General features: G+C 62.2%; 25 protein-coding genes. 17 read left to right on the top strand and 8 right to left on the bottom strand.

All coding sequences use genetic code 11. The annotated features are described in order from the left end of the window. Nucleotides 1-64 precede the first annotated feature (64 nt). The 4 genes from sucC (at nucleotide 65) to ACTYOL_RS18765 (ending at nucleotide 4,765) form a co-directional block, all read left to right on the top strand. The gene (gene sucC / locus ACTYOL_RS18780) at nucleotides 65-1,231 is read left to right on the top strand and encodes an ADP-forming succinate--CoA ligase subunit beta (protein ID WP_011534748.1); all 1,167 of its coding nucleotides are present in this window, start codon (nucleotides 65-67) and stop codon (nucleotides 1,229-1,231) included. Beyond that, a complete protein-coding gene (gene sucD / locus ACTYOL_RS18775) occupies nucleotides 1,231-2,115 on the top strand; it encodes a succinate--CoA ligase subunit alpha (RefSeq protein WP_016393102.1) in 885 nt (294 codons plus the stop codon). Before sucC ends, sucD begins: the two co-directional genes overlap by 1 nt. A gap of 388 nt (nucleotides 2,116-2,503) precedes the next feature. Beyond that, nucleotides 2,504-3,817 carry a branched-chain amino acid transport system II carrier protein gene (brnQ, locus tag ACTYOL_RS18770; protein WP_444756910.1) on the top strand — a complete coding sequence of 438 codons (1,314 nt, stop codon included), beginning with the start codon at nucleotides 2,504-2,506 and terminating at the stop codon, nucleotides 3,815-3,817. Between the two features lie 198 nt (nucleotides 3,818-4,015). After that, nucleotides 4,016-4,765 (top strand): DUF599 domain-containing protein, encoded by a 750-nt coding sequence (locus ACTYOL_RS18765; protein WP_444756909.1) that lies wholly within the window; start codon nucleotides 4,016-4,018, stop codon nucleotides 4,763-4,765. Between the two features lie 82 nt (nucleotides 4,766-4,847). On the opposite strand, the gene ACTYOL_RS18760 is transcribed toward ACTYOL_RS18765, so the two are convergent. Continuing rightward, a complete protein-coding gene (locus ACTYOL_RS18760) occupies nucleotides 4,848-5,123 on the bottom strand; it encodes a hypothetical protein (RefSeq protein WP_054894248.1) in 276 nt (91 codons plus the stop codon). 155 nt (nucleotides 5,124-5,278) lie between these two features. Here ACTYOL_RS18760 and ACTYOL_RS18755 point away from each other — a divergent pair, with 155 nt between their 5' ends. From ACTYOL_RS18755 to ACTYOL_RS18740, 4 genes are all read left to right on the top strand, one after another. Then, the gene (locus ACTYOL_RS18755; protein ID WP_054894247.1) at nucleotides 5,279-5,755 is read left to right on the top strand and encodes a PaaI family thioesterase; all 477 of its coding nucleotides are present in this window, start codon (nucleotides 5,279-5,281) and stop codon (nucleotides 5,753-5,755) included. After that, nucleotides 5,752-6,210, top strand: coding sequence for a PaaI family thioesterase (locus ACTYOL_RS18750; RefSeq protein ID WP_444756908.1), 459 nt, complete (start codon nucleotides 5,752-5,754; stop codon nucleotides 6,208-6,210). Before ACTYOL_RS18755 ends, ACTYOL_RS18750 begins: the two co-directional genes overlap by 4 nt. An 88-nt stretch (nucleotides 6,211-6,298) precedes the next feature. Next, entirely contained in the window at nucleotides 6,299-8,206 is a 1,908-nt protein-coding gene (gene htpG / locus ACTYOL_RS18745; protein ID WP_444756907.1) for a molecular chaperone HtpG, read from the top strand. Between the two features lie 195 nt (nucleotides 8,207-8,401). After that, nucleotides 8,402-9,127: a dienelactone hydrolase family protein gene (locus tag ACTYOL_RS18740; RefSeq protein WP_063545582.1), complete on the top strand. Its 726-nt coding sequence runs from the start codon at nucleotides 8,402-8,404 to the stop codon at nucleotides 9,125-9,127. 128 nt (nucleotides 9,128-9,255) lie between these two features. On the opposite strand, the gene ACTYOL_RS18735 is transcribed toward ACTYOL_RS18740, so the two are convergent. Further along, entirely contained in the window at nucleotides 9,256-10,119 is an 864-nt protein-coding gene (locus tag ACTYOL_RS18735; RefSeq protein ID WP_153774962.1) for a pirin family protein, read from the bottom strand. Between the two features lie 118 nt (nucleotides 10,120-10,237). On the opposite strand from ACTYOL_RS18735, the gene ACTYOL_RS18730 reads away from it, so the two are divergent. After that, nucleotides 10,238-11,242: an amidohydrolase family protein gene (locus ACTYOL_RS18730; protein WP_153774961.1), complete on the top strand. Its 1,005-nt coding sequence runs from the start codon at nucleotides 10,238-10,240 to the stop codon at nucleotides 11,240-11,242. 78 nt (nucleotides 11,243-11,320) lie between these two features. On the opposite strand, the gene fabB is transcribed toward ACTYOL_RS18730, so the two are convergent. The 5 genes from fabB to ACTYOL_RS18705 all read right to left on the bottom strand — a co-directional run bounded on the left by fabB (nucleotide 11,321) and on the right by ACTYOL_RS18705 (nucleotide 18,196). Further along, a complete protein-coding gene (gene fabB, locus ACTYOL_RS18725) occupies nucleotides 11,321-12,541 on the bottom strand; it encodes a beta-ketoacyl-ACP synthase I (RefSeq protein WP_054894239.1) in 1,221 nt (406 codons plus the stop codon). 11 nt (nucleotides 12,542-12,552) lie between these two features. Then, nucleotides 12,553-13,068, bottom strand: a complete 516-nt coding sequence (fabA, locus tag ACTYOL_RS18720) for a 3-hydroxyacyl-[acyl-carrier-protein] dehydratase FabA (protein ID WP_054894238.1) — start codon at nucleotides 13,066-13,068, stop codon at nucleotides 12,553-12,555. Nucleotides 13,069-13,281: 213 nt separating this feature from the next. Continuing rightward, a complete protein-coding gene (locus ACTYOL_RS18715) occupies nucleotides 13,282-15,198 on the bottom strand; it encodes a response regulator (RefSeq protein WP_125929384.1) in 1,917 nt (638 codons plus the stop codon). After that, complete coding sequence (locus ACTYOL_RS18710) at nucleotides 15,195-16,085, bottom strand: ABC transporter substrate-binding protein (RefSeq protein WP_153774959.1); 891 nt, start codon at nucleotides 16,083-16,085, stop codon at nucleotides 15,195-15,197. Before ACTYOL_RS18710 ends, ACTYOL_RS18715 begins: the two co-directional genes overlap by 4 nt. Further along, nucleotides 16,085-18,196, bottom strand: a complete 2,112-nt coding sequence (locus tag ACTYOL_RS18705; RefSeq protein WP_153774979.1) for a TonB-dependent receptor plug domain-containing protein — start codon at nucleotides 18,194-18,196, stop codon at nucleotides 16,085-16,087. Before ACTYOL_RS18705 ends, ACTYOL_RS18710 begins: the two co-directional genes overlap by 1 nt. A gap of 238 nt (nucleotides 18,197-18,434) precedes the next feature. Between ACTYOL_RS18705 and ACTYOL_RS18700 the strand changes: the two genes are divergently transcribed. The 3 genes from ACTYOL_RS18700 to sixA are packed head-to-tail and all read left to right on the top strand — an operon-like array spanning nucleotide 18,435 to nucleotide 20,300. Next, nucleotides 18,435-19,460 (top strand): NAD(P)H-dependent glycerol-3-phosphate dehydrogenase, encoded by a 1,026-nt coding sequence (locus ACTYOL_RS18700; RefSeq protein ID WP_112898747.1) that lies wholly within the window; start codon nucleotides 18,435-18,437, stop codon nucleotides 19,458-19,460. A gap of 37 nt (nucleotides 19,461-19,497) precedes the next feature. Beyond that, the gene (locus ACTYOL_RS18695; protein WP_054894233.1) at nucleotides 19,498-19,845 is read left to right on the top strand and encodes a DUF4389 domain-containing protein; all 348 of its coding nucleotides are present in this window, start codon (nucleotides 19,498-19,500) and stop codon (nucleotides 19,843-19,845) included. Then, nucleotides 19,842-20,300 carry a phosphohistidine phosphatase SixA gene (gene sixA / locus ACTYOL_RS18690; RefSeq protein ID WP_153774957.1) on the top strand — a complete coding sequence of 153 codons (459 nt, stop codon included), beginning with the start codon at nucleotides 19,842-19,844 and terminating at the stop codon, nucleotides 20,298-20,300. Before ACTYOL_RS18695 ends, sixA begins: the two co-directional genes overlap by 4 nt. A gap of 91 nt (nucleotides 20,301-20,391) precedes the next feature. On the opposite strand, the gene ACTYOL_RS18685 is transcribed toward sixA, so the two are convergent. Continuing rightward, a complete protein-coding gene (locus ACTYOL_RS18685; protein ID WP_200602832.1) occupies nucleotides 20,392-22,344 on the bottom strand; it encodes a hypothetical protein in 1,953 nt (650 codons plus the stop codon). A 225-nt stretch (nucleotides 22,345-22,569) separates the two neighbouring features. Between ACTYOL_RS18685 and ACTYOL_RS18680 the strand changes: the two genes are divergently transcribed. The 5 genes from ACTYOL_RS18680 (at nucleotide 22,570) to kdpF (ending at nucleotide 26,524) form a co-directional block, all read left to right on the top strand. After that, a complete protein-coding gene (locus ACTYOL_RS18680; protein ID WP_112898745.1) occupies nucleotides 22,570-23,358 on the top strand; it encodes an alpha/beta fold hydrolase in 789 nt (262 codons plus the stop codon). Further along, entirely contained in the window at nucleotides 23,355-24,209 is an 855-nt protein-coding gene (locus ACTYOL_RS18675; protein ID WP_444756906.1) for an alpha/beta fold hydrolase, read from the top strand. Before ACTYOL_RS18680 ends, ACTYOL_RS18675 begins: the two co-directional genes overlap by 4 nt. A 107-nt stretch (nucleotides 24,210-24,316) precedes the next feature. Continuing rightward, nucleotides 24,317-25,111, top strand: coding sequence for a DUF4892 domain-containing protein (locus tag ACTYOL_RS18670; RefSeq protein ID WP_444756905.1), 795 nt, complete (start codon nucleotides 24,317-24,319; stop codon nucleotides 25,109-25,111). A gap of 12 nt (nucleotides 25,112-25,123) precedes the next feature. Beyond that, a complete protein-coding gene (locus ACTYOL_RS18665) occupies nucleotides 25,124-26,170 on the top strand; it encodes an AI-2E family transporter (RefSeq protein WP_054894227.1) in 1,047 nt (348 codons plus the stop codon). Nucleotides 26,171-26,434: 264 nt separating this feature from the next. Then, nucleotides 26,435-26,524 (top strand): K(+)-transporting ATPase subunit F, encoded by a 90-nt coding sequence (kdpF, locus tag ACTYOL_RS18660; RefSeq protein WP_063545570.1) that lies wholly within the window; start codon nucleotides 26,435-26,437, stop codon nucleotides 26,522-26,524. Nucleotides 26,525-26,531 lie beyond the last annotated feature (7 nt).

Raw genomic sequence — 26,531 nt, 5'->3', positions numbered from 1 at the left:
GGTGGCGCGGCTCTGGAAACAGCGCAGCGCCGAAGCGCAGTACCTAACGAAGACGGTAAAAAGCATGAATCTTCACGAGTATCAGGGTAAACAGCTGTTCGCTGAGTACGGCCTGCCAGTTTCCAAGGGTTTCGCTGTAGATACCCCTGAGCAAGCCGCAGAAGCCTGCGACAAGATCGGCGGTTCCGAGTGGGTTGTCAAAGCCCAGGTCCACGCTGGTGGTCGCGGTAAAGCGGGCGGCGTCAAGCTGGTTCGCAGCAAGGAAGACGCCAAGGCGTTCGCTGCGCAGTGGTTGGGCAAGAATCTGGTTACCTACCAGACTGACGCCAACGGTCAGCCAGTCTCCAAGATCCTGGTCGAATCCTGCACTGACATCGCCAAAGAGCTGTACCTGGGCGCTGTAGTGGATCGTTCGAGCCGTCGTATCGTGTTCATGGCTTCCACCGAAGGTGGCGTGGACATCGAGAAAGTCGCTCACGAAACTCCTGAGAAGATCCTCAAGGCTACCATCGACCCGCTGGTCGGCGCTCAGCCGTTCCAGGGTCGCGAGCTGGCATTCCAGCTGGGCCTGGAAGGCAAGCAAGTACAACAGTTCGCCAAGATCTTCGTAGGTCTGGCCAAGCTGTTCAAGGATCACGACCTGGCCCTGCTGGAAGTGAACCCGCTGGTGATCAAGGCCGACGGCGACCTGCACTGCCTCGATGCCAAGATCAACATCGATGCCAACGCCATGTACCGTCAGCCTAAGCTGAAGACCTTCCACGACCCGTCCCAGGACGACGCCCGTGAAGCCCACGCTGCCAAGTTCGAACTGAACTACGTAGCGCTGGAAGGCAACATCGGCTGCATGGTCAACGGTGCCGGTCTGGCCATGGGTACCATGGACATCGTCAACCTGCACGGCGGCAAGCCAGCCAACTTCCTCGACGTTGGCGGCGGCGCTACCAAGGAACGCGTTACCGAAGCGTTCAAGATCATCCTGTCCGACAGCAATGTCGCGGCCGTTCTGGTCAACATCTTCGGTGGTATCGTTCGTTGCGACATGATTGCCGAAGGCATCATCGGTGCAGTGAAAGAAGTCGGCGTGAAAGTACCGGTCGTTGTCCGCCTCGAAGGCAACAACGCCGAACTGGGCGCTAAAGTACTGGCAGAAAGCGGTTTGAACATCATTGCGGCAACCAGCCTGACCGACGCTGCTCAACAAGTTGTCAAAGCTGCGGAGGGCAAGTAATGAGCGTCCTGATCAATAAAGACACCAAAGTCATCTGCCAGGGCTTCACCGGCTCGCAGGGCACTTTCCACTCCGAACAAGCCATCGCCTACGGCACCAAGATGGTCGGCGGCGTCACCCCAGGCAAGGGTGGCACCACCCACCTGGGCCTGCCGGTGTTCAACACCGTCAAGGAAGCTGTGGAAGCAACCGGCGCTGACGCTTCGGTCATCTACGTTCCGGCTCCGTTCTGCAAAGACTCGATCCTGGAAGCGGCCTTTGGCGGCATCAAGCTAATCGTCTGCATCACCGAAGGTATTCCTACCCTCGACATGCTGGACGCCAAGGTCAAGTGCGACGAGCTGGGTGTCACCCTGATCGGCCCTAACTGCCCAGGCGTCATCACTCCGGGCGAGTGCAAGATCGGCATCATGCCAGGTCACATTCACTTGCCAGGCAAGGTCGGTATCGTTTCCCGTTCCGGCACCCTGACCTACGAAGCGGTCAAGCAGACCACCGACGCCGGCTTCGGCCAGTCGACCTGCGTCGGCATCGGCGGTGACCCGATCCCAGGCTCCAACTTCATCGACATCCTGAAGCTGTTCCAGGAAGACCCGAAGACCGAAGCGATCGTCATGATCGGTGAGATCGGCGGTTCGGCTGAAGAAGAAGCTGCTGCCTACATCAAGGCCAACGTCACCAAGCCTGTCGTTTCCTACATCGCTGGCGTTACCGCACCTGCGGGCAAGCGTATGGGCCACGCTGGCGCCATCATCTCCGGCGGCAAAGGCACTGCAGACGAGAAATTCGCTGCACTGCAGGACGCTGGCGTGAAGACCGTGCGTTCCCTGGCTGACATCGGCAAGGCCTTGGCCGAGCTGACTGGCTGGGAAGCCAAGAAGTAAGTAACACGCTATACCCCCCACGCGCACAGAGGCCACCTTCGGGTGGCCTTTGTCGTTCTGGGTCGTCCCGCGATGGGCCCGGAAATGACAACTCAGATTATTCGATCGGGCCCATAGGATTTTTCCAGCAGACGATGGTTTCAATCCGAGGATAATCCAGCCATCCTCGGTCACGCAGACGACAAACACATACGCACATCGGACAACCAGCACCATTGCAGTGCGTTTGCCCGGCAAATTCTGTAACCTACGCGTTCACTCTGTGCCCGTACCCCAAAAGGGAACGACACGCTAAACGGGTCTGGCTCATCAAGCCGGGCAGCATTTCCCTCATCCATGTGGAAATCCCTTCTCGAATCCCGATTTCAGCAGTGTGGTACTTCCTTAAATGAAAGTGTTAAAAGGCCAGGATATCCTGGCGCTTGGCTTTATGACGTTCGCGCTTTTCGTCGGTGCGGGCAATATCATCTTCCCGCCTATCGTTGGCCTGCAGTCCGGTCCGCACGTGTGGATGGCGGCGCTGGGCTTCCTGGTCACCGCCGTGGGTCTGCCAGTCATTACCGTGGTTGCCCTGGCGAAGGTCGGTGGCGGGATGGATGCCCTGAGCAGCCCGATCGGCAAGTTCTTCGGCGGCCTGTTGGCGGCAGTCTGCTACCTCTCGGTCGGCCCGCTGTTCGCTACCCCGCGCACCGCGACCGTTTCGTTCGAGGTGGGTGTGGCGCCACTGACCGGTGAAAGCCCGCTGGCGCTGTTCATCTACAGCCTGGTGTACTTCGCTGTGGTGCTGGCCGTGTCGATGTATCCGGGCAAGCTGCTCGATACCGTCGGTCGCTTCCTGGCACCGTTGAAGATCATCGCCCTGGCGGTGCTCGGCATTGCTGCCTTCGCGCTGCCAGCGGGCTCGATTGGTGACGCGCAGCCGGCTTACGTCGCAGCTCCGTTCTCCCAAGGCTTCATCAATGGCTACCTGACCATGGATACCCTCGGTGCCCTGGTGTTCGGCATCGTCATCGTCAACGCCATTCGCTCGCGCGGTGTGGAATCGCCCAAGCTGATCACTCGCTATGCCATCATCGCCGGCCTGATCGCCGGTGTAGGCCTGGCCCTGGTGTACATCAGCCTGTTCCGCCTCGGCGCCGGCAGCCATGAGATCGCTGCGAATGCGAGCAACGGTGCTGCGGTTCTGCATGCCTACGTGCAGCACACCTTCGGCTCGCTGGGCAGTGGTTTCCTGGCCGTGCTGATCGCGCTGGCCTGCCTGGTCACTGCCGTGGGCCTGACCTGTGCCTGTGCCGAGTACTTCAGCCAGATCCTGCCGCTGTCGTACCGCGCCCTGGTGGTGATCCTGGCAGGCTTCTCGTTGCTGGTCTCGAACCTGGGCCTGACCAAGCTGATCATGTTCTCGATCCCGGTGCTGACCGCCATCTACCCGCCATGCATCGTGGTCGTGGGCCTGAGCTTCGTGAAGGACCTGTGGAACTCGCCTGTACGCATTCTTGCGCCGGTCATGCTGGTTTCGCTGCTGTTCGGCATGGTCGATGCGATCAAGGGCAGCAGCCTGGCGCACATCCTGCCGGACGCGGTGGCGCACTTGCCGCTGAGCGAGCAGGGCCTGGCCTGGCTGGTACCTTCGGTGATCGCCCTGGCCGCGGCGGTGGTCTGTGACCGTCTGCTCGGCAAGCCACGCGAGGCGCTGGCCTGATGGGTTGAAGCCTGCAGCAGGTGCTGGCCACAAGCCCATTGGCACTTGCTGGGTGTTTGAACCCGAAGCCCCGTATCCGAAAGGATACGGGGCTTTTTGTTGGCAATGAGGTTTTCAGAGCCCAAGTGTGCCTTTCGGCGATGGCCAGCGTCGAATTCGGACTCTAATCTCTCTATGCACCGGCCTCGGAAACCCTGCATGACCTTCATCCAAAGCAATCTCCACAACCTGCTGGCCATCGCCTGGTTCGCGCTATGCTGGGGCGGCTACACCCGCTACGCCACCTGGAAGGGGCGCGACACTGCGTGCCTGGCCAGCGTCCTGCATCTCTACCGGGAAGATTGGATGCGCCGTATGTTGCTGCGCGACAACCGCATCGCCGACGCCAGCGTGATCGGCAACCTGGAGCGCAATGCCTCGTTTTTTGCCTCGAGCACCCTGATCATCCTGGCAGGTATCCTCACCGTGCTCGGCGCCTCCGATCGCGCGCTGTCGCTGCTGGCCGACCTGCCGCTGGTGCAGCAGGCCTCGCAGGGGATGTCGGAGATCAAGCTGCTGTGCCTGGCGCTGGTGTTCGTCTATGCCTTCTTCACCTTCAGTTGGTGCATGCGCCAATACAATTTCGCCGCGGTGTTGGTGGGTTCGGCGCCGATGATCGGTGAGCGGCAGGTCAGCGAGTTGGAGCGCAAAGCCTTCGCTTCACGTGCGGCGAGAGTGCTTTCGCTGGCGGCCAACCAGTTCAACCTGGGGCTGCGCTCGTATTACTTTGGCATGGCCATGCTCAGTTGGTTCGTCAGCCCGTGGATGTTCATGGTGCTGAGTATCGGAGTCGTATTCATTCTGTACCGCCGGGAGTTCCATTCCCATGTACTGGAAGTGATGGTCTTCACACCCACCGAAAGTATGCAAAGCGAAGCGGGCAAGGACTCTTCGGTAAATATGAATTGATAGACGCTAACTGAAGCGTTTCATCAGTTAATTGCAGGCACAAAAAAACCCGACGCGAGTCGGGTTTTTCCGTTCAGCATAATTACTGCTTGGCAGGTTCGGCCGGAGCAGTGGAAGGTGCCGGAGTGGAAGGCTGGGCTTCCTCGGCGGCTTTCTGCTGCGCTTCGGCCTGATCTTTGGCGGCTTCGGCGTTTTCCTTGGCGGCCTCGTTCACTTTATCCTGAGCCTCGCCCATCTTCTCCTGGGCTTGCTCGGCATGTTGCTGTGCGTCCTGGGCTTTGTCTTCGCTCGCCTTGTCGCAAGCAGCCAGGCCCATGGCAGCGGCCAGCATCAGAGCAAAAGCAAAAGGTTTACGCATGGGGTGTTTCTCCTTGGTGGAATAACTTACTTGAAACCTTCGAGTCCATCCGCCAGCCATAAGTTCAACGCAGGTTGCAGATATATAACACCCCGTTCTATATCGACTTTTCCGTTGATTTGTGAAATGTCGAGTCGGCAAGGAGTACGCGGACCATGAGTGAGACGGCCTTGATGGCGATGGCTGGACGTTTTCTTTCAGCGCTCAGGCATTGCCAGGTGTTGCAGATGCGTGTCCATCACGCTGATGCCGAGGGCATGACCCTGATACTGCCCTGGTCGGCAGCGATCGTTGGCAATCCACAGACTGGCGCTGTCCATGGCGGCGTGCTGACCACGCTGATGGACACCACCTGCGGCATGGCCACCCTATGTGTACTGCCGCAGTTCGAAGTCTGCCCGACCCTGGACCTGCGTATCGACTATATGCATCCTGCGCAGCCTGGCAAGGACATCCATGGCCATGCCCAGTGTTATCGCGTCACGCGTGATGTGATCTTCACCCGCGGCACGGCCTATCAGGACGATCCTGCTCAGCCGATCTGTCAGGTGGTCGGCACCTTCATGCGTCTTGGGCAGGAAGCCCGTGGTGGTATCCGTTTCGGCAGCGGCCTCAAGGAGGGCAGGGCATGATTCCCGAGGAAGTTCGCAAGCAGCTGACTCAGGCCCATGCCCGCGGCGACTATGCGCCGTTGCTGGCGCTGATTCCCTATGCCGGGCTGATCGGCATCGAATGCGAGCGCCAGGGCGATGATCTGCTGTTCCGCCTGCCGGCCAATCAGGACAACATCGGCAACCCTTTGCTGCCGGCCATCCATGGGGGCGTCATTGCGGGTTTCATGGAGCTTTCGGCAGCGCTCTATCTGCTGATTTTCAGCGAGAGCCTGAGCATTCCCAAGATCATCGATTTCTCCATCGACTACCTGCGCGCCGGGCACTACCGCGACACGTATGCCCAGTGCCAACTATGGCGCCAGGGCCGTCGAGTGACCAACGTGGCGATTACCGCCTGGCAAGGCGATCGCGACTCGCCTATCGCCACTGCCCGGGTGCATTTCAAGATCGAACCGCATAAGCCCTTGAAATAGTCGGACCTGCCCCCATCTGCTGAACATCTGCCCGGCCATGCGCAATTGCCGTCGGGTGCAATGACCAACAGATCGGAGTTTGAAGACGATGAGTGTGGAGACTCAAAAAGAAACCCTGGGCTTCCAGACCGAGGTGAAGCAACTGCTGCACCTCATGATCCATTCGCTGTACTCGAACAAGGAGATCTTCCTGCGCGAGCTGATCTCCAACGCCTCTGACGCTGCCGACAAGCTGCGTTTCGAAGCCCTGGCCAAGCCTGAGCTGCTCGAAGGCGATGCCGATCTGAAGATTCGCGTCAGCTTCGACAAGGATGCTGGCACCGTGACGCTGGAAGACAACGGTATCGGCATGAGCCGCGCCGATGTCATTGCGCACCTGGGTACCATCGCCAAGTCCGGCACCGCCGACTTCATGAAGAACCTAACCGGCGACCAGAAGAAGGACTCGCACCTGATCGGTCAGTTCGGTGTGGGCTTCTACTCTGCCTTCATCGTCGCCGACAAGGTCGATGTCTTCAGCCGTCGTGCCGGCGCACCTGCAGCCGAAGGCGTGCACTGGTCATCCAAAGGCGAGGGCGACTTCGAAGTCGCCACCATCGACAAGCCGCAGCGCGGCACTCGCATCGTCCTGCACTTGAAGAAGGACGAGCAGGAGTTCGCCGACGGCTGGCGTCTGCGCAACGTGGTCAAGAAGTACTCCGACCACATTGCCTTGCCGATCCAGTTGCCCAAGGAGCAGGCTGCTGCCGCCGAAGGCGAAGAACAGCCGGCCGAGGAATGGGAAACCGTCAACCGCGCCAGCGCCCTGTGGACCCGTTCGCGTACCGAGATCAAGGACGAGGAATACCAGGAGTTCTACAAACACATCGGCCATGACTTCGAGAACCCGCTGGCCTGGAGCCACAACAAGGTCGAAGGCAAGCTCGAGTACAACTCGCTGCTGTACGTACCGGCCCGCGCCCCCTTCGACCTGTACCAGCGCGAAGCGCCGCGCGGCCTGAAGCTGTATGTGCAGCGCGTGTTCATCATGGACCAGGCCGAGTCGTTCCTGCCGCTGTACCTGCGCTTCATCAAGGGTGTGGTCGACTCCAACGACCTGTCGCTGAACGTGTCGCGTGAAATCCTGCAGAAAGACCCGATCATCGACTCGATGAAGTCGGCCCTGACCAAGCGCGTATTGGACATGCTGGAGAAGCTGGCCAAGAACGAGCCCGAGCAGTACAAAGGCTTCTGGAAGAACTTCGGCCAGGTGCTGAAGGAAGGCCCGGCGGAAGACTTCGCCAACAAGGAGAAGATCGCAGGCCTGCTGCGCTTTGCCTCCACCCACGACGACAGCGGCGAACAGAGCGTCAGCCTGGCGGACTACCTGGCCCGCGCCAAGGAAGGCCAGGACAAGATCTACTACCTCACCGGCGAGTCGTATGCGCAGGTCAAGAACAGCCCGCACCTGGAGGTCTTCCGCAAGAAAGGCATCGAAGTGCTGCTGCTGACCGATCGCATCGACGAGTGGCTGATGAGCTACCTGAGCGAGTTCGATGGCAAGGGCTTCGTCGACGTCGCCCGCGGTGACCTGGACCTGGGCAAGCTGGATTCCGAAGAGGACAAGAAGGCCCAGGAAGAAGTCGCCAAGGACAAGGAAGGGCTGGTCGAGCGTCTGAAGAGTGCGCTGGGTGACAGCGTGGCTGAAGTCCGCGTTTCCCACCGCCTGACCGACTCCCCGGCGATCCTGGCCATTGGCGAGCAGGACCTGGGCTTGCAGATGCGCCAGATCCTCGAGGCCAGCGGGCAGAAGGTGCCGGATTCCAAGCCGATCTTCGAGTTCAACCCGACTCACCCGCTGATCGAGAAGCTCGACAGCGAGCAGAGCGAGGACCGCTTCTCGGAGCTGTCGCACATCCTGTTCGACCAGGCGGCCTTGGCTGCAGGTGACAGCCTGAAGGATCCGGCGGCGTATGTACGTCGCTTGAACAAGCTGCTGGTCGAGCTGTCGGCCTGAGTTCGAGCTTCATGAAAAAACCCGCTTCGGCGGGTTTTTTGTGCCCGTTCACACTTATCAATTACAGGCTCGCTTTTTTCTAATGTGACCTTTCTGGTAATCATGAAGATCGTCAGCATCGGCTAGCCTTTTGCACCGGGGTCCGTACACACTAGGGTTGTGATACGGAACAGTTCCAGGTTCAGGAGGAGTTTGATGAGCAAGGTAATCGTCGAGTCGCTGGTCTATCACGTTTCCGGCAGAGGCTATGAAAGCCGTCTGGTTTACGAGCCGGGGGCGTTGGGGCGACCAGGGCTGGTGATGGCGCCGAATTGGATGGGCATCGGCGAAGGTGCCGAGCGAATCGCCAAGGAAGTGGCCGAGAAGGGCTATGTGGTGCTGATCGCCGACCTGTATGGCCAGGGCGTGCGTCCGTCGAACGCCGATGAGGCCGGTGCGGCGATGATGCCACTGAAAAATGACCGCGCCGAGCTGCGCAAGCGCATGCAGGAAGCCCTGGCGCAATTGCTCGGGCAGTCCAAGGCGCTGCTGGCGCCGGGCAAGGTAGGTACCTTTGGTTTCTGCTTCGGCGGCTGCTGCGCCCTGGAGCTGGCGCGTACCGGCGCTGATCTGAAAGCGGCGGTGTCGTTCCACGGCACCCTGGACACGCCGAACCCTGAAGATGCCAAGCGCATCAAGGGCTCGGTGCTGGTGCTCCACGGTGCTTCCGACCCGCTGGTGCCCCAGGAGCAACTGCCGGCGTTCGAGGCTGAAATGAACGCTGCCAAGGTCGATTGGCAACTGTTGAGCTATGGCGGTGCGGTACATTCGTTTACCGACCCGAATGCCAACGTGCCGGGCAAGATGCAGTACGACCGTCGCACCTCGGAGCGGGCCTTCCGCGCGATGCACAATCTGCTGGAAGAAGTGTTTTCACACTGACGGTGTATTGGGGCTGCTATGCAGCCCTTCGCGGTCAAGCCCGCTCCCACAGGTGCAGCGCTGCTTGTCAGGGTTGCTCCACCCTTGTGAAGCGGGCTTGCCGGCGAACGGCCGCAAAGCGGCCGAACCTAGCGAGGTAGCTCGATCCGGGAGGTCTCCCCCGGCACCTGCGGCCAGTCACCTGCCGCCCAGCGTGCCCGGGCCTGTTCGATCAACTGCGGATCACTGGCAACGAAATTCCAGTTCATCCGCCGAGGTCCGTCCAGCGGCGCGCCGCCTATCAGCACCAACTGGCACTCGCCTTCGGCATACAGCTCCACTGCTTCGCCCTCTGGCAGCACCACCAGGCTACACGCCTCTACCTCGTCGCCGTTTAGCACCAGCTCGCCGTCGAGCAGGTACAGTGCCCGTTGTGCGTGCTCGTTCGGCACGATCAGCGAGGTTGCCGCCTGCATCTGCACCTGGGCGTAGAGGGTAGGAGAGAGCACCGGTACTGGCGACTCCAGGCAGAATCCGTTGCCGGCGATCAGGCGGATGCGTACCCCCAGGTTGTCACTCACCGGCAAGCTGCTTGCGGGGTGGTAGCTGTAGCTCGGATCGCCTTGTTCGTGCGTCTTGGGCGATGCCAGCCACACCTGCAGGCCGTGCAGCCGCGAGCCCTCGGCGAAGGCTTGTGCCGGCGTACGTTCCACATGTGCCACGCCGCGTCCGGCAGTCATCCAGCTGACGTCACCTGGCAACACGCGCTGGTTCGAGCCGAGGCTGTCCTTGTGCAGGATCTCTCCGTCGAACAGGTAGGTCAGGGTCGACAGGCCAATATGCGGGTGCTGGCGGATGTCCATGCCGTTGCCGGGTGCGTAGTCGGTTTCCAGCATGTGGTCGAAGAACACGAAGGGGCCGACGCTGCGGCACTGAGCCGATGGCAGCGGGCGCAGGATCGGTTGGCCCTCCACCGATTCGGCACGTGGGCGGATGATCAGGGGGCTGCTCATGGTCGGGCTCCGGACGGGCAGGGGGTGCGCCTAGCATAGCGGGTCGCGGCGGCGTGCTGAACCGTCTTGCAGCCGCGCGGGTCTACCCTGTTCCTGACTGGAACAAGGAAGCTGCTCCATGATTGCCAGAGTGCTGGCCTGCATCGTGTTATCCGGGTGCCTGTGCCAGGCGGCGCAAGCGCGCGACTATCGCTACAGTGACGCCCATCTGCATTACGTCGACTTCTTCCAGGAAACCGAAGGCATGCCTGCACTGCTGAAAGCCATGGACGAGGCCGGCGTCGAGCACGCGATGATTTCCGGTATCCCGGTGGCGAAAAAATGGCATGAGGATGAACCCAAGCGCCCACGCTATTACGCGGGCGACGACGCTGATGCCTACTGGTTCAGTGCTACCGATATCCATGTAGTGGCAGCGGTGCAGAAGTTGTCGGCCGAACAGCAGAAACGCTTTCATCCATTCCTGTCGGGTTTCAACCCGGTGGACAAGAACGCGGTCAGTCACATTGAGCGCATGCTCGACTTGCATCCGGGGTTCTGGCAGGGCATCGGTGAGGTGTTCACCCGGCATGATGACCTCACTGCACTGACCAGCGGAGACACGCCGAGAGCCAACAACGAAGCGATGACACGCATCTATCACCTGGCAGCCGAGCGTGACTTGCCGGTGCTGGTGCATTCGAACATCACCTCCAAGCGTGAGCGTAACCCATTGTACCTGGCGGAGATCGAGGAGCCGCTGCGCAATCACCCCCATACGCGTTTCATCTGGGCCCATGCCGGTACCAGCATGGAGATCCATCGTCACCAGACGCAGATGGACTTCATCCTGCCAACGCTTGCGCGCATGCTCGAGGCTTATCCGAATCTGTACATCGACCTGTCGTGGAGTGTACTGAAGCCCTATCTGCTGGATGAGCAGGGCCAGCCCCGCAAGGCGTGGCTGGCGCTGGTCGAGCGCTTCCCCGATCGATTCATGCTGGGTTCGGATGTGGTGGGCAAGTTCGGCAGTGTCGGCGAGCAGATGCACGGATTCGCGCCGTTTCTGGATGCGTTGCCTGAAGCCGTGGCGCGCAAGGTGGCGAGGGATAATTTCCTTGCGGTGCTGCCCAGGCAGCGTTGAACTGCCGACCCTTTCGCAGGCAACACAAATGAAAACGCCCCGAACCAGTCGGGGCGTTTTCGTTGTCGCAGCAGCGTCTTACTTGCCAGTCCAGCGCTTGAGCACCAGGGTGGCGTTGGTGCCGCCGAAGCCGAAGCTGTTGCTCATGACCGTGTCGATCTTGGCGTTTTCTTCGGTCTGACGCAGTACCGGCAGGTCGGCGACCTCTGGGTCCAGTTCGTCGATGTTGGCGGAGCCGGCGATGAAGTTGTTTTCCATCATCAGCAGGCAGTAGATCGCCTCGTGCACGCCAGCGGCGCCCAGCGAGTGGCCGGACAGGCTCTTGGTCGAGCTGATCTTGGGTGCCTTGTCGCCGAACACTTCGCGCACGCCTTTCATTTCAGCGACGTCGCCGACCGGCGTCGAGGTTCCGTGGGTGTTCAGGTAATCGATCGGGGTGTCGACGGTGGACAGCGCCTGCTGCATGCAGCGGATCGCGCCTTCGCCACTTGGGGCGACCATGTCGTAACCATCGGAAGTCGCGCCGTAGCCGACGATTTCGGCGTAGATCTTGGCGCCACGGGCCAAGGCGTGTTCCAGCTCCTCGACCACTACCATGCCGCCACCGCCAGCGATGACAAAGCCATCACGGTCAGCGTCGTAGGCGCGCGAGGCCAGCTCAGGGGTTTCGTTGCGCTTGGTCGACAGGGCGCCCATGGCATCGAACAGGAACGACTGACTCCAGTGCTCTTCTTCACCGCCGCCGGCGAAGACGATGTCTTGTTTGCCCCACTGGATCTGCTCCAGCGCGGTGCCGATGCAGTGTGCGGAGGTGGCACAGGCCGACGAGATCGAGTAGTTGATGCCCTTGATCTTGAACGGGGTAGCCAGGCACGCCGATACGGTGCTGCCCATGGTACGGGTGACACGGTACGGGCCGACACGCTTGACGCCTTTCTCGCGCAGGGTGTCCAGTGCTTCCATCTGGTTCAGGGTCGAAGCGCCGCCGGAACCTGCAACCAGGCCGGTGCGTGGGCTGGACACCTGCTCTTCGGTCAGGCCTGCGTCCTTGATCGCGTCCTGCATCGCCAGGTAGGCGTAGGCGGCGGCGTGACCGACGAAGCGATAGACCTTGCGGTCGATCAACTCTTCAAGGTTCAGGTCGATAGAGCCGGAAACCTGGCTACGCAGCCCCATTTCCTTGTATTCCGGGTTGTAACGGATACCCGGACGGCTGTTGCGCAGGTTTTCGGTGACGGTAGCTTTGTCATTGCCCAGGCACGAAACGATGCCCAGACCAGTGATAACGACGCGGCGCATGCGAATAACCCTTAGAAATTGTCAGTGGAGGTGAACACGCCGACCCGCAGGCCTTCGGCGGTGTAGATCTCGCGACCGTCGACGCTGACCGAGCCATCGGCGATGGCCATGTTCAGCTTACCTTTCAGGACGCGCTTGATGTGGATGTTGTAGGTGACTTTCTTGGCGGTAGGCAGCACCTGGCCGAAGAACTTCACTTCGCCCGAACCCAGTGCGCGACCGCGGCCCGGCAAGCCTTGCCAGCCGAGGAAAAAGCCAACCAGCTGCCACATGGCGTCGAGGCCCAGGCAGCCCGGCATCACCGGATCGCCTTCGAAGTGGCAGGCGAAGAACCACAGGTCTGGAGTGATATCCAGCTCGGCGACCAATTCACCTTTGCCGAACTTGCCGCCTTCCTCACTGATGTGGGTGATGCGGTCTACCATCAGCATGTTCGGGGCGGGCAGTTGCGCATTACCGGGGCCGAACAGCTCACCGCGACTGCAGCGCAGCAGGTCTTCCCGAGTAAAGGCGTGTTGTTTGGTCATGCGAGCTCCTCAATAACCCCCTGTGGCAGGGGATGAATCTTCCCGGCCAACCCGAAATCCTAGAGAGTCCGGGCGGCAGCCTACAGGTAGACTATTGCGTTGTGGTGAAAGTCACAGCGCACCTGGCAAAAGAAGTACAGGTGTGCACTGAAAGTTTTATTTTCAGGGCCAACGACGGCCCTGTCCAGTCTTTAAGACTGCCGCACTTTATCATTAATCGCCAGTCGCGGCTGTCCGGCCGGGCAACCAGCGCTGCAGAATGCGTTGCAGATCGGTACGTTTGAACGGTTTGCTCAGGTAATCGTTCATTCCTGCAGCCAGGCAGCGTTCACGATCGCCCTGCAGGGCATTGGCGGTCAAGGCGATGATCGGCAGTTGCGCGCCGTGCTGGCGGATGCGGCGTGTGGCTTCGTAGCCGTCCATCTGGGGCAGGCGACAGTCCATCAGGATCGCCGCAAAACTTTGCTGGCCCGCCATTTCCACCGCTTGCGCGCCGTCCAGTGCCACGCTGACCTCGAAGCCCAAGCTGCGCAGCATGGCTTCGATGACGCTCTGGTTGACCGGATTGTCTTCCACCAGCAGGACGCGCTGGCCGTCGCCACCCAGCAGTGCGTCATGCTCGTGACCGAGCAGGCGCGCTGCTGGCTTGCTCGACAGCATCAGAGGGACTTCCAGGGTGAAGGTCGAACCCATGCCCTCGCGGCTTTCGCCGCGCAACTTGCCGCCCATGCGCTCGGCCAGGGTACGGGCGATGGACAGGCCCAACCCGGTGCCGCCGTAACGCCTTGAAATAGAACTGTCGGCTTGCTGGAAGGCGACGAACATCGTTTCCAGGCGATCGCTGTCGATACCGATGCCGGTATCGCGGACCGCGCAGGTCAGCCAGAGCAGCTGACGGTCGAGCATTTGCCAGCGGGCCTCGATCTCCACTTCGCCGCGCTCGGTGAACTTCAACGCATTGCCTACCAGGTTCAACAGGATCTGGCGGATGCGTGTCGGATCGCCGATCACTTGCAGGCGGTCCATGCCCGGCGGCAGGTGCAGGTGCAGGGCCAGGTTGCGCTGTTGAGCGCTGTGCTGGAACGATTGCACGCTGCTGGCAATCAGCTCGCCAAGGTTGAAATCGATGTGCTCCAGTTCCAGGCTGGTGCGTTCGATACGCGAGAAGTCGAGGATGTCGTTGATCACCTTGAGCAGGTGGCCGGTAGACTCGCTGGCCACGGCCGTGTATTCGGCTTGCTCACCGGTCAGCGGGGTGGTTTCCAGCAACTGCAGCATGCCGAGTACGCCGTTCATCGGGGTCCGCAGCTCATGGCTCATCATCGCCAAGAAGTCGGACTTGGCGCGGTTGGCCTGCTCGGCCTCCTCGCGAGCCTGGGTCAACTGGGCAATGGCCTGGTTCTGCTCGTGGCTGGCCTGGTCCAGGGCGCTGGCAAGGTTGTTGATGTGGCGTGCCAGGTGGCCCAGTTCGCTATCGTCGACCACCGGTAGCGGGGCGTTGAACTCTCCCTGCTGGATGGCCTCGACCGCATGCCCCATGTCACTGATCGGCTTGGACAGGCTCCTGGCCAGGCGCCGGGCGAGAAGAAAGGTGAACAGCAAGGCGAACAGCGCGAGAATGCCGGCCTTGATCACGATCTCCTGTTGGCGTTCGCTGAAGGCGTCGTCGGACATGCCGACGATCACTCGCCCCAGGTAATCGTCGCCAATGCTGGGGGGCGTCTTGCCTTCCTGCAGGAAGTCGTTGTCCAGGCGGATCTGTTGCAGGCGAATGGGCGCCTGGAACACCTCGACGCGCTGGGCGCGGCTGACGCTTTCACCCGACTGCTCGACGTAGACCAGGATGTGGTTGCGGCTGTCTTGCACCTCGAGAAAACGCACGTGAGGGATGCTCAGGGTCGCCCGCATCAAGCTTTCGAGCACCTCGTTATTGCCTGAGATCACCCCGTATTCGGAGGCTGGCGCCAGTTGGTTGGCGATCAGTTGACCGGTGTGGTTGAGCTCCTGCCGCAAGTCCTGGATACGCACGAAGGTAAAGAAGCTGATCAACAGCAGGGTCAGCAGCAGCGCGGGCCCCAGGCTGATGATCTGGGTGCGTGTGTGGATGTCCCAGCTCAGGCGCTTGGTCATGGGGTGGGTTCTCCTTCGGCCAGGGCCAGGGCGGCGGCGTTCGGATCGATGGGTTCCAGGCCCAGGGCGCGGGCGACCTGCTGGTTGCCGCTGACCCCGTAGTGTTCGGGATAGAGACTACGGGGCCAGTGTGCCGGTGGCTGGTCGAGCAAGTCGTCGAGTACTGCCAGCCAGTCGTCCTGGTCGCTGTAGGTGCTCGCCAGGGCGCCAGCGCGAACGAAGCCGGCGTTGGGGCCGATCAGCGCCATCTGTCGGCCATAGCTGCTGAGCAGGACGTTCTTGGCGGTCTTGGAGTTGTACAACTCGGGATCGTCGATTCCCAACAGAACGTCGCTGTTGCCCAGCAGGTGCTGCAACGGGCGGCTGTCACGCAGGTCGGCCCAGTCCTGGGCGACGATCTCCAGACCCAGGCCACGCGCAGCCTGGCGCAGCTCATCGATCAGAAAGCGGCTGCCGGGGCCGTACAGCACGCCAATGCGTCGCGCTTGCGGTAGCAGGTAGCGGGTCAGGCGCAGTTGCCGTGGCAGTGGCGGGTCGCTCCACAGCAGGCTCAGGTAGGAGGGGCGCGACTTTCCCAGGCGCTGTTCGGCCTGCACGCGGCTGACCCGCAGGACCAGCGCCGCAGGACCTGCGGTTTCGCCCATGCGCCAGTCGAGTGCGACGTTGTCCAGCAGGATCAAGCGGGTCTCGGGTTTGAGCAACGCTGGCCGGGGCAGTTGCGCCACGGTCTGGAAGCGCACGTGGTCGTGAGGGCGGCGTGCCTCCAGTGCGGCGACGAAACTGCGCACACCGGGCTGGTCTTCGCTGCCCACCAGCAGGATTTCGCTGGCCGAAAGCGCGCCCATCGGCCACAGGCACAGCAGCAACAGGCGCAGCAGGCGCAGCATCAGAACTCCAGCTCCGCGCTGAAACTCAGGCGATGGCGGCTGTCGTAGCGGTTCTGCTCGATGGTGGTGGGCTGGTCGTCCAGCCGCTGCTGCCACAGCGCGGCGAGCTCCAGCGAGCTGCCATACACCCGCAGGCGCTTGGCCACGCGCAGGTCTATACGCTCGTAGCGGTATTGGTTGAGGGCGTCGTCACCATAATAGAAGAGGGCACTCGACCATCCCTGCCCCCAGTCGCGCATCCAGCCGGCCGAGCCGCTGTTGCGTGCGCTGAGGCGGCGGTCGTCGGGGTTGCTGGCCCAGGCGTCGACGTAGGCATACGTCAGGCGCAGACGGTCGCGCATGCTCAGGCGCCAGTCCAGTTGTGTCTCGGTGCCGCTGAAGCGGGACTTGTTGGCATTGCTGGCGATGTACTGGTTGTTCTTCAGCGGCTCGCTGATCATCCCGGTGATTTCGTCGTAGAACAGCTTGACGTCCAGGCTCAGGTCGATGTCCGCGAAGTAGCCGTTGTAGCCCAGCTCGCGCGAGCGCATGCGCTCCTGGTCGAGGTTGCCCGGGCCACGGGTCTTGACGAAGTATTCACCGTTCTGCAAACCCAGCGCGTTGGGCGTGAGGTTCTTGACCGTGTAGCTCCAGTTGACGTTGTTCTCGAACATGTCCGGCGAACGTACGGCCTCGGAGTACACCGCACGCAGGCCGTGGCGCGGGGTGATCAGGTAGTTGACCGCCACGCGCGGAGTCAGCGAGCTGCCGGACAACTCGCTGTCCTCGAACATGGCCCCACCCTGGAGGATCCAGTGTTCGTCGGCGCGCCATTCGAGCTGTCCGAACAAGCGCCAGGTGCGGTCGTCGAGGCTGCCGTTGAAGTAGGTCTGCGAGTCGGCACGGTCATAGCGGTAGTTGAAGCCGCTGAGCAGGCGCAGGGTGTCGGTGAGGCTCAGGGTATCCTGGATTTCCAGGTCGTAGCGGGTTTCGCGTGTGCTCTGGTCGACATCACCGCAGACTTCACGGTTACCGCCGTTGTCCCACTGGCTCTTGATCTGGTTGCGCAGGCTCTGCAATACCGGGTCGTTGTTGTTGGGCGGGTTGTTGGCGTTGCGCGCCACTTGTTCGGCGTAGTCTGGATTGAGTTGCCACAGCCGGGTCAACTCGGGGCTGAAAGCCAGCGTCGCATCGCAAGCACGCCATACCTGCTGGCGGTCGAACTGCTGCGCCGAGCCCTGTACGTACAGGCTGTGCTCGGGGCTGAAGTCGATGTTCCAGCGCACCGAGCCCGCGTAATCCTTGGCGTTGAGGTCGGCGTTGTCGCCACGCCCGGTGATGAAGGGGAACACCGGGGTATAGGTGTAGGGGCGTTGGTTGCTGCCTTCCTTGGCCGCCAGTTGCCATTCGAGGGTCTGGTCGGGCGCCAGGGTGTGGCTGGCGCTGAGGTTGAAGCGGGTCAGCCGGCGGCTGTCGCGGTAGTCCTGGCCGTACTGGTTCTTGTCGAAGCCATCGTCCTGCATGCCGGACATCGACAGGCGCAGATCGCCGCCTTCCCAGCCGAAGCCCTGGCTGGCATAGAAATCGTTGATGCCATCCTGGCCCTGGGTGATCTTCAGTCGCGTGCCGTGGCTGTCGGCGGGGCTGCGGGTGAGGATGTTGACCACGGCCATCAGGGCGTTGGCACCATAGCTGACGGTATTGGGGCCGCGGAACACCTCGATGCGTTCGATATCCTCGATCGCCAGCGGGATATCGCTCCAGTCCACGGTGGCGAGGCCTGCGCGGTACACCGAACGGCCGTCGATCAGCACCTGCATGCGCCGGGCGTCGTTGACGTTGCTGCCATGGTAGTTGACGGTCGGCTGGTTACCGGCGCCGTAGCCGATCATCATGCCGGGCACCAGGCGCAAAAGCTCGGGGATGTCTCGCGCGCCGCTGGCGCGGATCAGTTCGCTGTCGAGCACGGTCATGCTGCCGGGCACTGCGGCCGGGGATTGTTTCAGACGTGTGGCGGTCAGAACCTGCGGCAGGTCCTGGTTGTCGATGAACAGGTCATCGGCCATGGCCGAACCCCCGAGCAGGGCGGTCAGCAACAGCAGGCGGGGTGCAGGAGGCGTGCCTGGGAACACGTGACGGCCTTGTGTGCGGGATAAACCAGGCATGGTAACCGACCGTGGGGGTTTTTCCAGTGATCTGCGCTGGATTTGCCACCCTCTTTCGGATAAATCCCTTCTGGCAAGGCATGCGTGCGCGCGCCGTGCAGGCGGCTTTGCCTGTGAAGAGGCTGGTGCCGACACTGGTTCTGTAGCAGACGAGCCGTATAATGCCTGCGTCGCCACTCAACTTAATGGCTTTAACGGATTGAATATGACTGAACAGCAACCTGTTGCAGTTCTGGGAGGCGGGAGCTTCGGCACCGCCGTGGCGAACCTGCTGGCTGAAAACGGCAATCCGGTGCGTCAATGGATGCGCGACCCGGAGCAGGCCGAGGCCATGCGCGCCAACCGCGAGAATCCTCGTTACCTCAAAGGCATTCGCCTGCATGATGGCGTCGAGCCGGTCAATGACCTGCTGGCGACCCTGCAATCGAGCGACCTGGTGTTCGTCGCGCTGCCGTCGAGCGCCTTGCGCAGCGTACTCGCGCCACATGCCGAGCTGCTGCGCGGCAAGTGCCTGGTCAGCCTGACCAAGGGCATCGAGGCGCAGACCTTCAAGCTGATGAGCCAGATTCTCGAAGAGATCGCACCCCAGGCGCGTATCGGCGTGCTGTCCGGGCCGAACCTGGCCCGTGAGATCGCCGAGCATGCCTTGACCGCCACTGTGGTTGCCAGTGAGGACGAGGCGCTGTGCCAGCGCGTGCAGGATGTCCTGCACGGGCGCACCTTTCGCGTCTATGCCAGCGCCGACCGCTTCGGTGTGGAGCTTGGAGGCGCGCTGAAGAACGTCTACGCGATCATCGCCGGCATGGCCGTGGCGCTGGAGATGGGCGAGAACACCAAGAGCATGCTGATCACCCGGGCGCTGGCCGAAATGACCCGCTTCGCCGTGAGCCAGGGCGCCAACCCCATGACCTTCCTGGGGCTGGCAGGGGTGGGTGACCTGATCGTCACCTGCTCCTCGCCCAAGAGCCGCAATTACCAGGTCGGACATGCCCTGGGGCAGGGGTTGAGCCTGGAAGAGGCAGTCAGCCGCCTGGGCGAAGTGGCCGAAGGGGTGAATACCTTGAAAGTGCTCAAGGCCAAGGCTCAGGAAGTGCAGGTCTACATGCCGCTGGTGGCCGGGCTGCACGCGATTCTGTTCGAGGGGCGAACCCTGGCCCAGGTGATCGAGCACCTGATGCGTGCCGAGCCCAAGACCGACGTCGATTTCATTTCCACCAGCGGTTTCAACTGAGCCGTCAGCGGCTCCAAATCAGAGCAAGGAGCGACACATGAACGATACGCCCGAGCGCGCCCAGCGCGAGTCGATCATCCTGCGGGTGCTGTGGATGCTGGTGTTCCTGGTGGTCTGGCAACTGGCCGAGCTGCTGCTTGGCGGGCTGGTGCTGGTGCAACTGATCTACCGCCTGGTGTATGGCGCGCCGAGTGCCAGCCTGATGAACTTCGGCGACAGCCTCAGCCAGTACCTGGCGCAGATCGGTCGCTTCGGCACCTTCCACACCGACCAGAAACCCTGGCCGTTTGCCGACTGGCCTGGCCCCCGTGCCCCTGAAGGCGAGGCGCCGCATGCGGTTGCCCCGGCGCCGCACCCGGTGCGCGACGAGGAGCCCAAGCTGTGAAGCTGTGGATCCTGCGCCATGGCGAGGCAGAGCCACGGGCCAACACCGACGCCGAGCGTCGCCTCACGGCCCATGGTCGCGAGCAAGTGCTGCACAGCGCCGCACGACTGCTAGGCCAGCCGTTGCAGGCGATCATTGCCAGCCCTTTTGTGCGCGCCCAGCAGACGGCTGCGCTGGTGCATGACACCCTTGGTTTCATCGAGCCGGTACGCACCGTGCCGTGGCTTACGCCGGAAAGTCGGGTGGAGGAGGTCATCGCAGAGATCGAGCGGTTGGGGCTTGAACATGTGCTGTTGGTCAGTCATCAGCCATTGGTGGGCGCGCTGGTGGGAGTGCTGGAGCATGGGCATTTGCAGCAGCCAGCACATATGAGCACTGCGAACCTGGCAGAACTTGAAGGGGATTTGCCACCTCTCGGTGTGATGACATTGCTGAGACAGCGTGTCGCCCCCTGATTTTATCTTCAGGTCCTGCGCTTGCGTGGTGGGAGGCCGATAACGACGATGCATTCGGCCTTCTGTGTACGTAGTATGGATCCAGTGCGCCTCAGCGACTGAATATTCCCCAACCCACAGCTGTATCTCCACCGATATTCGTTGCACGCAAGGACACCCTGTTGCCGTTGGCAACGTCTATCGCATAGCGTCTGCCTGTTCCCGCCGAGTCCGCACTCCACGCCCGATCATTGATGCCTGGGTTGTTGTTGTAGCAAGCGCGCATCGCATCCCATTCTGCAAGCGTAGGTAATGTTCCACCTCTCTGCGCGGCCAGATCTCGGCACCAATACCACACATTGAACGAGCCCAGGCCTTCAACCCGCCTGACATTGGATACGGTCACCGGATAGCTGGCACGGGCACCGGCGGTATCGGTTACGATCACCTCCGCCGTCCCGCTGCCATAAGACACCGCTAGCCCCGTGGAAGCATTGACTTCGACCACGTTGCCGTTGCTCGTTGAGTAGGTATACGGTGGTTTCCCGCCGGAGGCGGTGCGCTGCACGAATGCATTGGGGGGTGGGTTGGTCACTGGGTTGGCGTTGCGGTGGATACTGCCATTGAGCGTCGCGGGCGACGTGTCGATAGTCAGGGGCGGAGTCACCACGTTGATCCGCAGGTTCACGGCAGGCGAGGGGACCGCCGCCCCTCCAGAGACTCGAGTGACCAGGTACTGCACAGCCACCGTTCTGCCCGCATTGGCGTCTACCTGAGCCTTGGGAACAGAAAACGTGAGCCGACTTACGCTGCCAACAGTCTGCGGGGCGCCAGCGATTCCCGCAAAAGTCACCGACACCACATCACCGATGGCCATGCCACCGTAGACTTCGACCAGGACGGGCAGGCCGGTGGAGGGGACGGCTTGAGGTGGTAGTACATCGCCTGGTGCCAGGGGAATGACCGGTCTTGCAAGGACCAGCTCCTGGATCCTGTGTACGGTCCATACATCAGACTCAGGATTGCCTGCGTAGAGGCCCCGGACTTTGAAGTCATAGGTCTTCACGCCCAAGCTTGTCAGTGTGCTTGTCCAACTGCCGTTCGCTGCGACAGGCTCGGGGCTTATCACGCTGGCGCCGTCGAGCACTTCGACCTGCTGGTTGGCTGATGCCTGACCGCTCAATACCAGGTTCGGCGAGGTCGTCGAGCTGCCGTGCGGCACCTCTAATCCGTTGTTGTCTTTCACGGAAACGATGGTGGGCCTGACCGCGATGATCTTCTCGAGCGTGTAGAGCACGTCCGGGAAAACTCGGGCCTGTCCCTCGTTGTTGCTGGCGTCGAATGTTACCGACACCGTTGCCGTGAGGCTGGAGCCATGCTTGAGCGCCTCCAGTTCGCTGCGTTGCAAGATCAGGTCCAGTCCTGCGGCTACCTGGTCCGCGGTGACCTCTGCGCCTCGGGCCAGGTAAAAGGTATGGGTCGAGCCATTTTCGAGGGTCCCGTCCAAGCGGACCCATACTCGTTGACCCACCGCGATCAATGGCCATGGTTCAACCTTGACCTGTGCATCACCGGTGAAGTTGTTGAGGTCGAGTACCTTGGTGGTTGCGTTGGCCTGGGGGATCACAGGCGCAGGCAAATGGGCTTGCGCCAGGGTTCCTACCGCCAGCAGCAGTGGCAAGGATAATTTCGCGGCCTGGCCACTGCGTACTACTGCGTAGCGCAGGGTGACCGTCTTGCCCTGGCTGGCAGCCACCACGCTGACAGGCGCCTGGAAATCGACATACCCAAATAGACTTCCGGGTTGTTGGTCGCTCTGCCAACTGTCTGCAGCAGTATTCCCGGCCCAGTCCGCCGCCAGAATGTCACTGGGTAGCATGGTCGGATACTGTGCCCTTACGGTAGCGCCGTTGAGCGCGTCGATGGGATCGAGCCTGTCACCCGTTGCCTGCAGTACGGAAGGTTTGGGGTAGTCTGTCTCGGCGCTGCGTGTGACCTTGAAAGTTAGAGGCCGCGAGACCGGGTTTTGTGTATGCAGTTGCTGCTTGCCCTCAGCGGTTGACATCGCCAACTCCTCAGGTTTCCGGGGGTTTATGGCTCAGTGTGAACCAGGCAAGAAACGGGTGAAACTGATAGAAATACTAGGTATCGCTTTGGCGCAACGGGGCTTTGCGTCGCCTCGATAGCGCGACGTGACCTGATAGCCCTTGCCGATGACCTTTCAGAACGTTGCCGCCAACCGGCAGGTTGCTGACAATGGGCTATCACTCTCCAGTCGGACCAGGCGGTCATGTCGCAGCAGATCTTCTTCGCCCATGCCAACGGTTTCCCTTCAGCCACCTACGGCAAGCTGTTCGCGGCCCTGGCCCCGGACTACCAGGTCTGTCACCTGGAGCAGCATGCCCACGACCCGCGCTTTCCAGTGGATGACAACTGGCAGAACCTGGTCGATGAGCTGCTGCACCATCTGGCGCAGCAGCCGGCGCCGGTCTGGGGTGTCGGTCATTCCCTCGGTGGTGTGCTGCACCTGCACGCCGCCCTGCGCCGACCCGAGCTCTACCGCGGTGTGGTGATGCTCGATTCGCCGGTGCTGACCCGCGCTGACCAGTGGCTGATCCGCACCGCCAAGCGCTTCGGTTTCATCGACCGCATCACGCCAGCCGGGCGAACCGAAGGACGGCGCGAGGCGTTTCCTGATCGCGACAGCGCACGCAGTTATTTCGCCAGCAAGACGCTGTTCCGCCAGTTCGATCCCGATTGCCTCGAAGCCTATCTCGAGCACGGTTTGCAAACGGTGGAGGAGGGTGTTCGTCTGCGCTTCGACCCCAGCACCGAGATGCGCATCTACCGCAGCATTCCCCATGTCAGCCCGGCCCCTGCGCGTCAACTGCAGGTGCCACTGGCCATGGTGCGTGGCGATCGCAGCCGGGTGATCCGCAAACACCACGCCCTGGCGGTGCGGGCGATGCCGCGGGGGGAGTATCACAGCGTTCCGGGCGGGCACATGTTTCCACTGGAGCGGCCTACCGATACTGCCAGCCTGATCAAGGGCCTGTTCGATCGCTGGAGCCAGGCATGAGTGCGCAGGTCGAGGAGATTCGCCTGAGCCTGGGGCATATCGAACTGGCCGCACACCTGTTCGGCCCTGCCGACGGCCTGCCGGTGATCGCTCTGCACGGCTGGCTCGACAACGCCAACAGCTTCGCCCATCTGGCCCCGCGCCTGAAAGGCCTGCGCATTGTCGCGCTCGACCTGGCCGGGCACGGCTATTCACAGCATCGTCCAGCCGGGGCGAGCTACAACCTGGCCGATTATGCCCATGACGTGCTGCGGGTAGCCGAGCAACTGGGCTGGGAGCGCTTTGGCCTGCTCGGGCATTCGCTGGGGGCGATCATCTCGGTGCAGCTGGCGGGCGCACTGCCTGAACGGATCAGCCATCTGGCGTTGATCGATGGCGTCATCCCGCCTACGGTCGCCGAGCAGGATGCCGCCGAGCGCCTGGGTATGGCACTGCAGGCGCAACTGCGCCTGGATGGCAAGCGCAAGTCGGTGTACCCGAGCCTGGAAGAGGGCGTGCAGGCGCGGATGAAGGGCATGGTCGCAGTCAGTCGGGAAGCCGCCGAGCTGCTCGCCCAGCGTGGGCTCATGCCGGTGCCTGGCGGTTACAGTTGGCGCAGCGACAGTCGCCTGACCTTGCCGTCGCCAGTGCGCCTGAACGAGGCGCAGGCCATGGCCTTTGTGCACCGGGTGAGCTGCCCCACCTGCCTGGTGATCGCCGAGGACGGCATGCTGGCGCGCCACACAAGTCTGCTGGAGCAGCTACCCTTCGAGCAGGTGACCTTGCCCGGTGGTCATCATCTGCACCTGAACGATGCGCAGGGCGCGGCCCTTGTCGCAGACTGTTTCAATCGCTTCTTTGGCTTTGCTTGACTTGCACCGGACAAGTGTCGAGGCTTGGCGGGTTGAACAGGGAGACAACCATACATGCCAGACATTCACGATCTTCGCCACGGCGCCCGGCGCCGCAAGGACGGCCGATGAGCGCGCCGTTCCTCGTTCGCAGTGCCATCGCCGCCTGCTTCACACTCGCCAGCCCGCTGCTGTGGGCCGGGAGCCTGCCGGTGCCGGCCGACGCCAAGGTGGTCGACCAGCGTCCGGTCGTGGCGGGGGAGAGGGTCTACCCCATGGGCCCGGTACGCAAGATCAGCGGTCGCCTGCGCGTCGAGGGCAAGGTCGAGAGCCGTGGCCAGGTCAGCTCGGTCACCTACGAACTGCCGGTGGAGCGCACTGCCCGGGAAGCCTTTACCAGCGCACGTGAGGAGCTGCAGCGCGACGGTGGCTATCCGCTGTTCTGGTGCCAGGGGCGTGACTGCGGCGAGGCCAGCATCTGGGCCAACGATGTGTTCAACAACGCCCGTCTCAATGGCGGCGACGAGCAGCAGGCCTTCATTCTTTTGCGCCGCTCGGCCGAAGAGGCCGATACACTGGTCGCCCTGTACAGCGTCACTCGCGGCAATCGCCGCGCCTACCTGCATGTCGAGGAATTCGTCGCTGACAGCCCGCTGGGCGAAGTGCTGCCGACACCCGCCACGGTGCTGCGTGAGATGCGCGATACCGGCAAGCTCGACTACCCTGACCTGAGCGCACCACAGCCTGCGTGGGTTTCGCTGCTGGCCCGCAGCCTGAACCTGGACAGCACCCTGCGTGCCAGCCTCAGCGGCCAGGCGGCCGAAGCCTGGCGCGAGCAACTGGTCAAGGCCGGTGTACGCAGTGCCCGTCTCGAAGTGGGTACGGCGCCTACCGATGGCCTGCATCTGGAACTGATTCGTTGAACGAGGGCCATCATGGCCAACAATGACCGTCTGCTGGTCCAGATTCTGTTGCTGGCGCTGCTGGGCGCCGCCTTGTGGGTCATGGCGCCGTTCATCTCGGCGCTGCTCTGGGGGGCGATCCTGGCCTTTGCCAGCTGGCCGCTGATGCGCTTGTTGACGCGCCTGCTGGGTGGGCGCGAAACCCTCGCGGCCAGCATCCTCACGACGGTGTGGATCCTGGTGGTCGCGTTGCCGCTGGTGTGGCTGGGCTTCAACTTGGCCGACCATGTGCGTGATGCCACCAACTTCGTGCGTGACGTGCAGTTGGAGGGTTTGCCGGATGCGCCGGAGTGGGTGCGTGGCATTCCCTTCATCGGCGAGCGCCTGGTCAACTGGTGGGAGTCCCTCGACCAGCAGGGTGCGGCGCTGATTGCCTCGGCCAAACCGTACCTCGGCCAGGTCGGCAATTGGTTCCTGGCGCGTAGCGCCCAGATCGGCAGCGGCGTGCTGGAGCTTACGCTCAGTATCGTCTTCGTGTTCTTCTTCTACCGCGACGGCCCACGCCTGGCCGCGTTCGTGCAACGCTTGCTGCAGCGCCTGGTGGGCGAGCGCGCCGAGTACTACATCGACCTGGTGGCCGGTACCGTACAGCGGGTGGTCAACGGTGTGATCGGTACCGCCGCAGCGCAAGGGCTGCTGGCGTTGATCGGCTTCCTGATCGCCGGCGTGCCCGGGGCGATCGTGCTGGGCCTGGTGACCTTCATGCTCAGCCTGATTCCGATGGGGCCGCCACTGGCCTGGATTCCTGCCACCGGCTGGCTGGTGTGGAAGGGCGAGTACGGGATGGCGGTGTTCCTCGGGATATGGGGCACCTTCATCATCAGTGGCGTGGACAACGTGCTCAAGCCGTATCTGATCAGCCGGGGGGGCAACCTGCCGCTGGTGATCGTGCTGCTCGGCGTGTTTGGCGGGTTGATCGCGTTTGGCTTCATCGGGCTGTTCATCGGGCCGACCCTGCTTGCCGTCGGCTACAGCCTGCTGCTGGACTGGAGCCGACACTCGGGGCAGGTTCAGCGCTGACCTGCAGCGTTCTCTTCGCGGGCAAGCCCGCTCCTACAGGCACCGCGATCTGCTGTAGGAGATTCTGTCTTGCTCAAAATTTAAAGACCAGCCCAATCCCTGCAGGAGCGGGCTTGCCCGCGAAGAGGCCGGTATTGATGATCCAGAAACCAAACTTTACGCATTCTTTATTCCCATCCCGCCCCCCCGATCTCGTCCCTTTACGCCCCCCGCCCCGACAATTCCCCCAAAGCGGCCGACGCCGCAAGACGGGGAGATCCACCGATGAACATGCTCGACGGAGTGTCACTGCTGCTGGCAGTGGCGTTGGCCATTTACCTGCTGGTTGCGCTGCTGCGCGCCGATCGCAGCTAGGGAGCGG

Source organism: Pseudomonas sp. A014 (assembly GCF_052378495.1).
Classification (GTDB): Bacteria; Pseudomonadota; Gammaproteobacteria; order Pseudomonadales; family Pseudomonadaceae; genus Aquipseudomonas; species Aquipseudomonas machongensis.
This window is presented reverse-complemented; position numbering and strand designations above follow the sequence as displayed.

Coding starts and splice junctions, on each gene's coding strand:
- htpG (WP_444756907.1), top strand. CDS start 6,299: ATGAGTGTGGAGACTCAAAAAGAAACCCTGGGCTTCCAGACCGAGGTG.
- ACTYOL_RS18680 (WP_112898745.1), top strand. CDS start 22,570: ATGTCGCAGCAGATCTTCTTCGCCCATGCCAACGGTTTCCCTTCAGCC.
- ACTYOL_RS18755 (WP_054894247.1), top strand. CDS start 5,279: ATGAGTGAGACGGCCTTGATGGCGATGGCTGGACGTTTTCTTTCAGCG.
- ACTYOL_RS18665 (WP_054894227.1), top strand. CDS start 25,124: ATGGCCAACAATGACCGTCTGCTGGTCCAGATTCTGTTGCTGGCGCTG.
- ACTYOL_RS18765 (WP_444756909.1), top strand. CDS start 4,016: ATGACCTTCATCCAAAGCAATCTCCACAACCTGCTGGCCATCGCCTGG.
- fabA (WP_054894238.1), bottom strand. CDS start 13,068: ATGACCAAACAACACGCCTTTACTCGGGAAGACCTGCTGCGCTGCAGT.
- ACTYOL_RS18715 (WP_125929384.1), bottom strand. CDS start 15,198: ATGACCAAGCGCCTGAGCTGGGACATCCACACACGCACCCAGATCATC.
- ACTYOL_RS18700 (WP_112898747.1), top strand. CDS start 18,435: ATGACTGAACAGCAACCTGTTGCAGTTCTGGGAGGCGGGAGCTTCGGC.
- ACTYOL_RS18710 (WP_153774959.1), bottom strand. CDS start 16,085: ATGCTGCGCCTGCTGCGCCTGTTGCTGCTGTGCCTGTGGCCGATGGGC.
- ACTYOL_RS18760 (WP_054894248.1), bottom strand. CDS start 5,123: ATGCGTAAACCTTTTGCTTTTGCTCTGATGCTGGCCGCTGCCATGGGC.
- ACTYOL_RS18695 (WP_054894233.1), top strand. CDS start 19,498: ATGAACGATACGCCCGAGCGCGCCCAGCGCGAGTCGATCATCCTGCGG.
- ACTYOL_RS18735 (WP_153774962.1), bottom strand. CDS start 10,119: ATGAGCAGCCCCCTGATCATCCGCCCACGTGCCGAATCGGTGGAGGGC.
- ACTYOL_RS18670 (WP_444756905.1), top strand. CDS start 24,317: ATGAGCGCGCCGTTCCTCGTTCGCAGTGCCATCGCCGCCTGCTTCACA.
- ACTYOL_RS18685 (WP_200602832.1), bottom strand. CDS start 22,344: ATGTCAACCGCTGAGGGCAAGCAGCAACTGCATACACAAAACCCGGTC.
- sucC (WP_011534748.1), top strand. CDS start 65: ATGAATCTTCACGAGTATCAGGGTAAACAGCTGTTCGCTGAGTACGGC.
- brnQ (WP_444756910.1), top strand. CDS start 2,504: ATGAAAGTGTTAAAAGGCCAGGATATCCTGGCGCTTGGCTTTATGACG.
- sucD (WP_016393102.1), top strand. CDS start 1,231: ATGAGCGTCCTGATCAATAAAGACACCAAAGTCATCTGCCAGGGCTTC.
- kdpF (WP_063545570.1), top strand. CDS start 26,435: ATGAACATGCTCGACGGAGTGTCACTGCTGCTGGCAGTGGCGTTGGCC.
- ACTYOL_RS18740 (WP_063545582.1), top strand. CDS start 8,402: ATGAGCAAGGTAATCGTCGAGTCGCTGGTCTATCACGTTTCCGGCAGA.
- ACTYOL_RS18675 (WP_444756906.1), top strand. CDS start 23,355: ATGAGTGCGCAGGTCGAGGAGATTCGCCTGAGCCTGGGGCATATCGAA.
- ACTYOL_RS18730 (WP_153774961.1), top strand. CDS start 10,238: ATGATTGCCAGAGTGCTGGCCTGCATCGTGTTATCCGGGTGCCTGTGC.
- fabB (WP_054894239.1), bottom strand. CDS start 12,541: ATGCGCCGCGTCGTTATCACTGGTCTGGGCATCGTTTCGTGCCTGGGC.
- ACTYOL_RS18750 (WP_444756908.1), top strand. CDS start 5,752: ATGATTCCCGAGGAAGTTCGCAAGCAGCTGACTCAGGCCCATGCCCGC.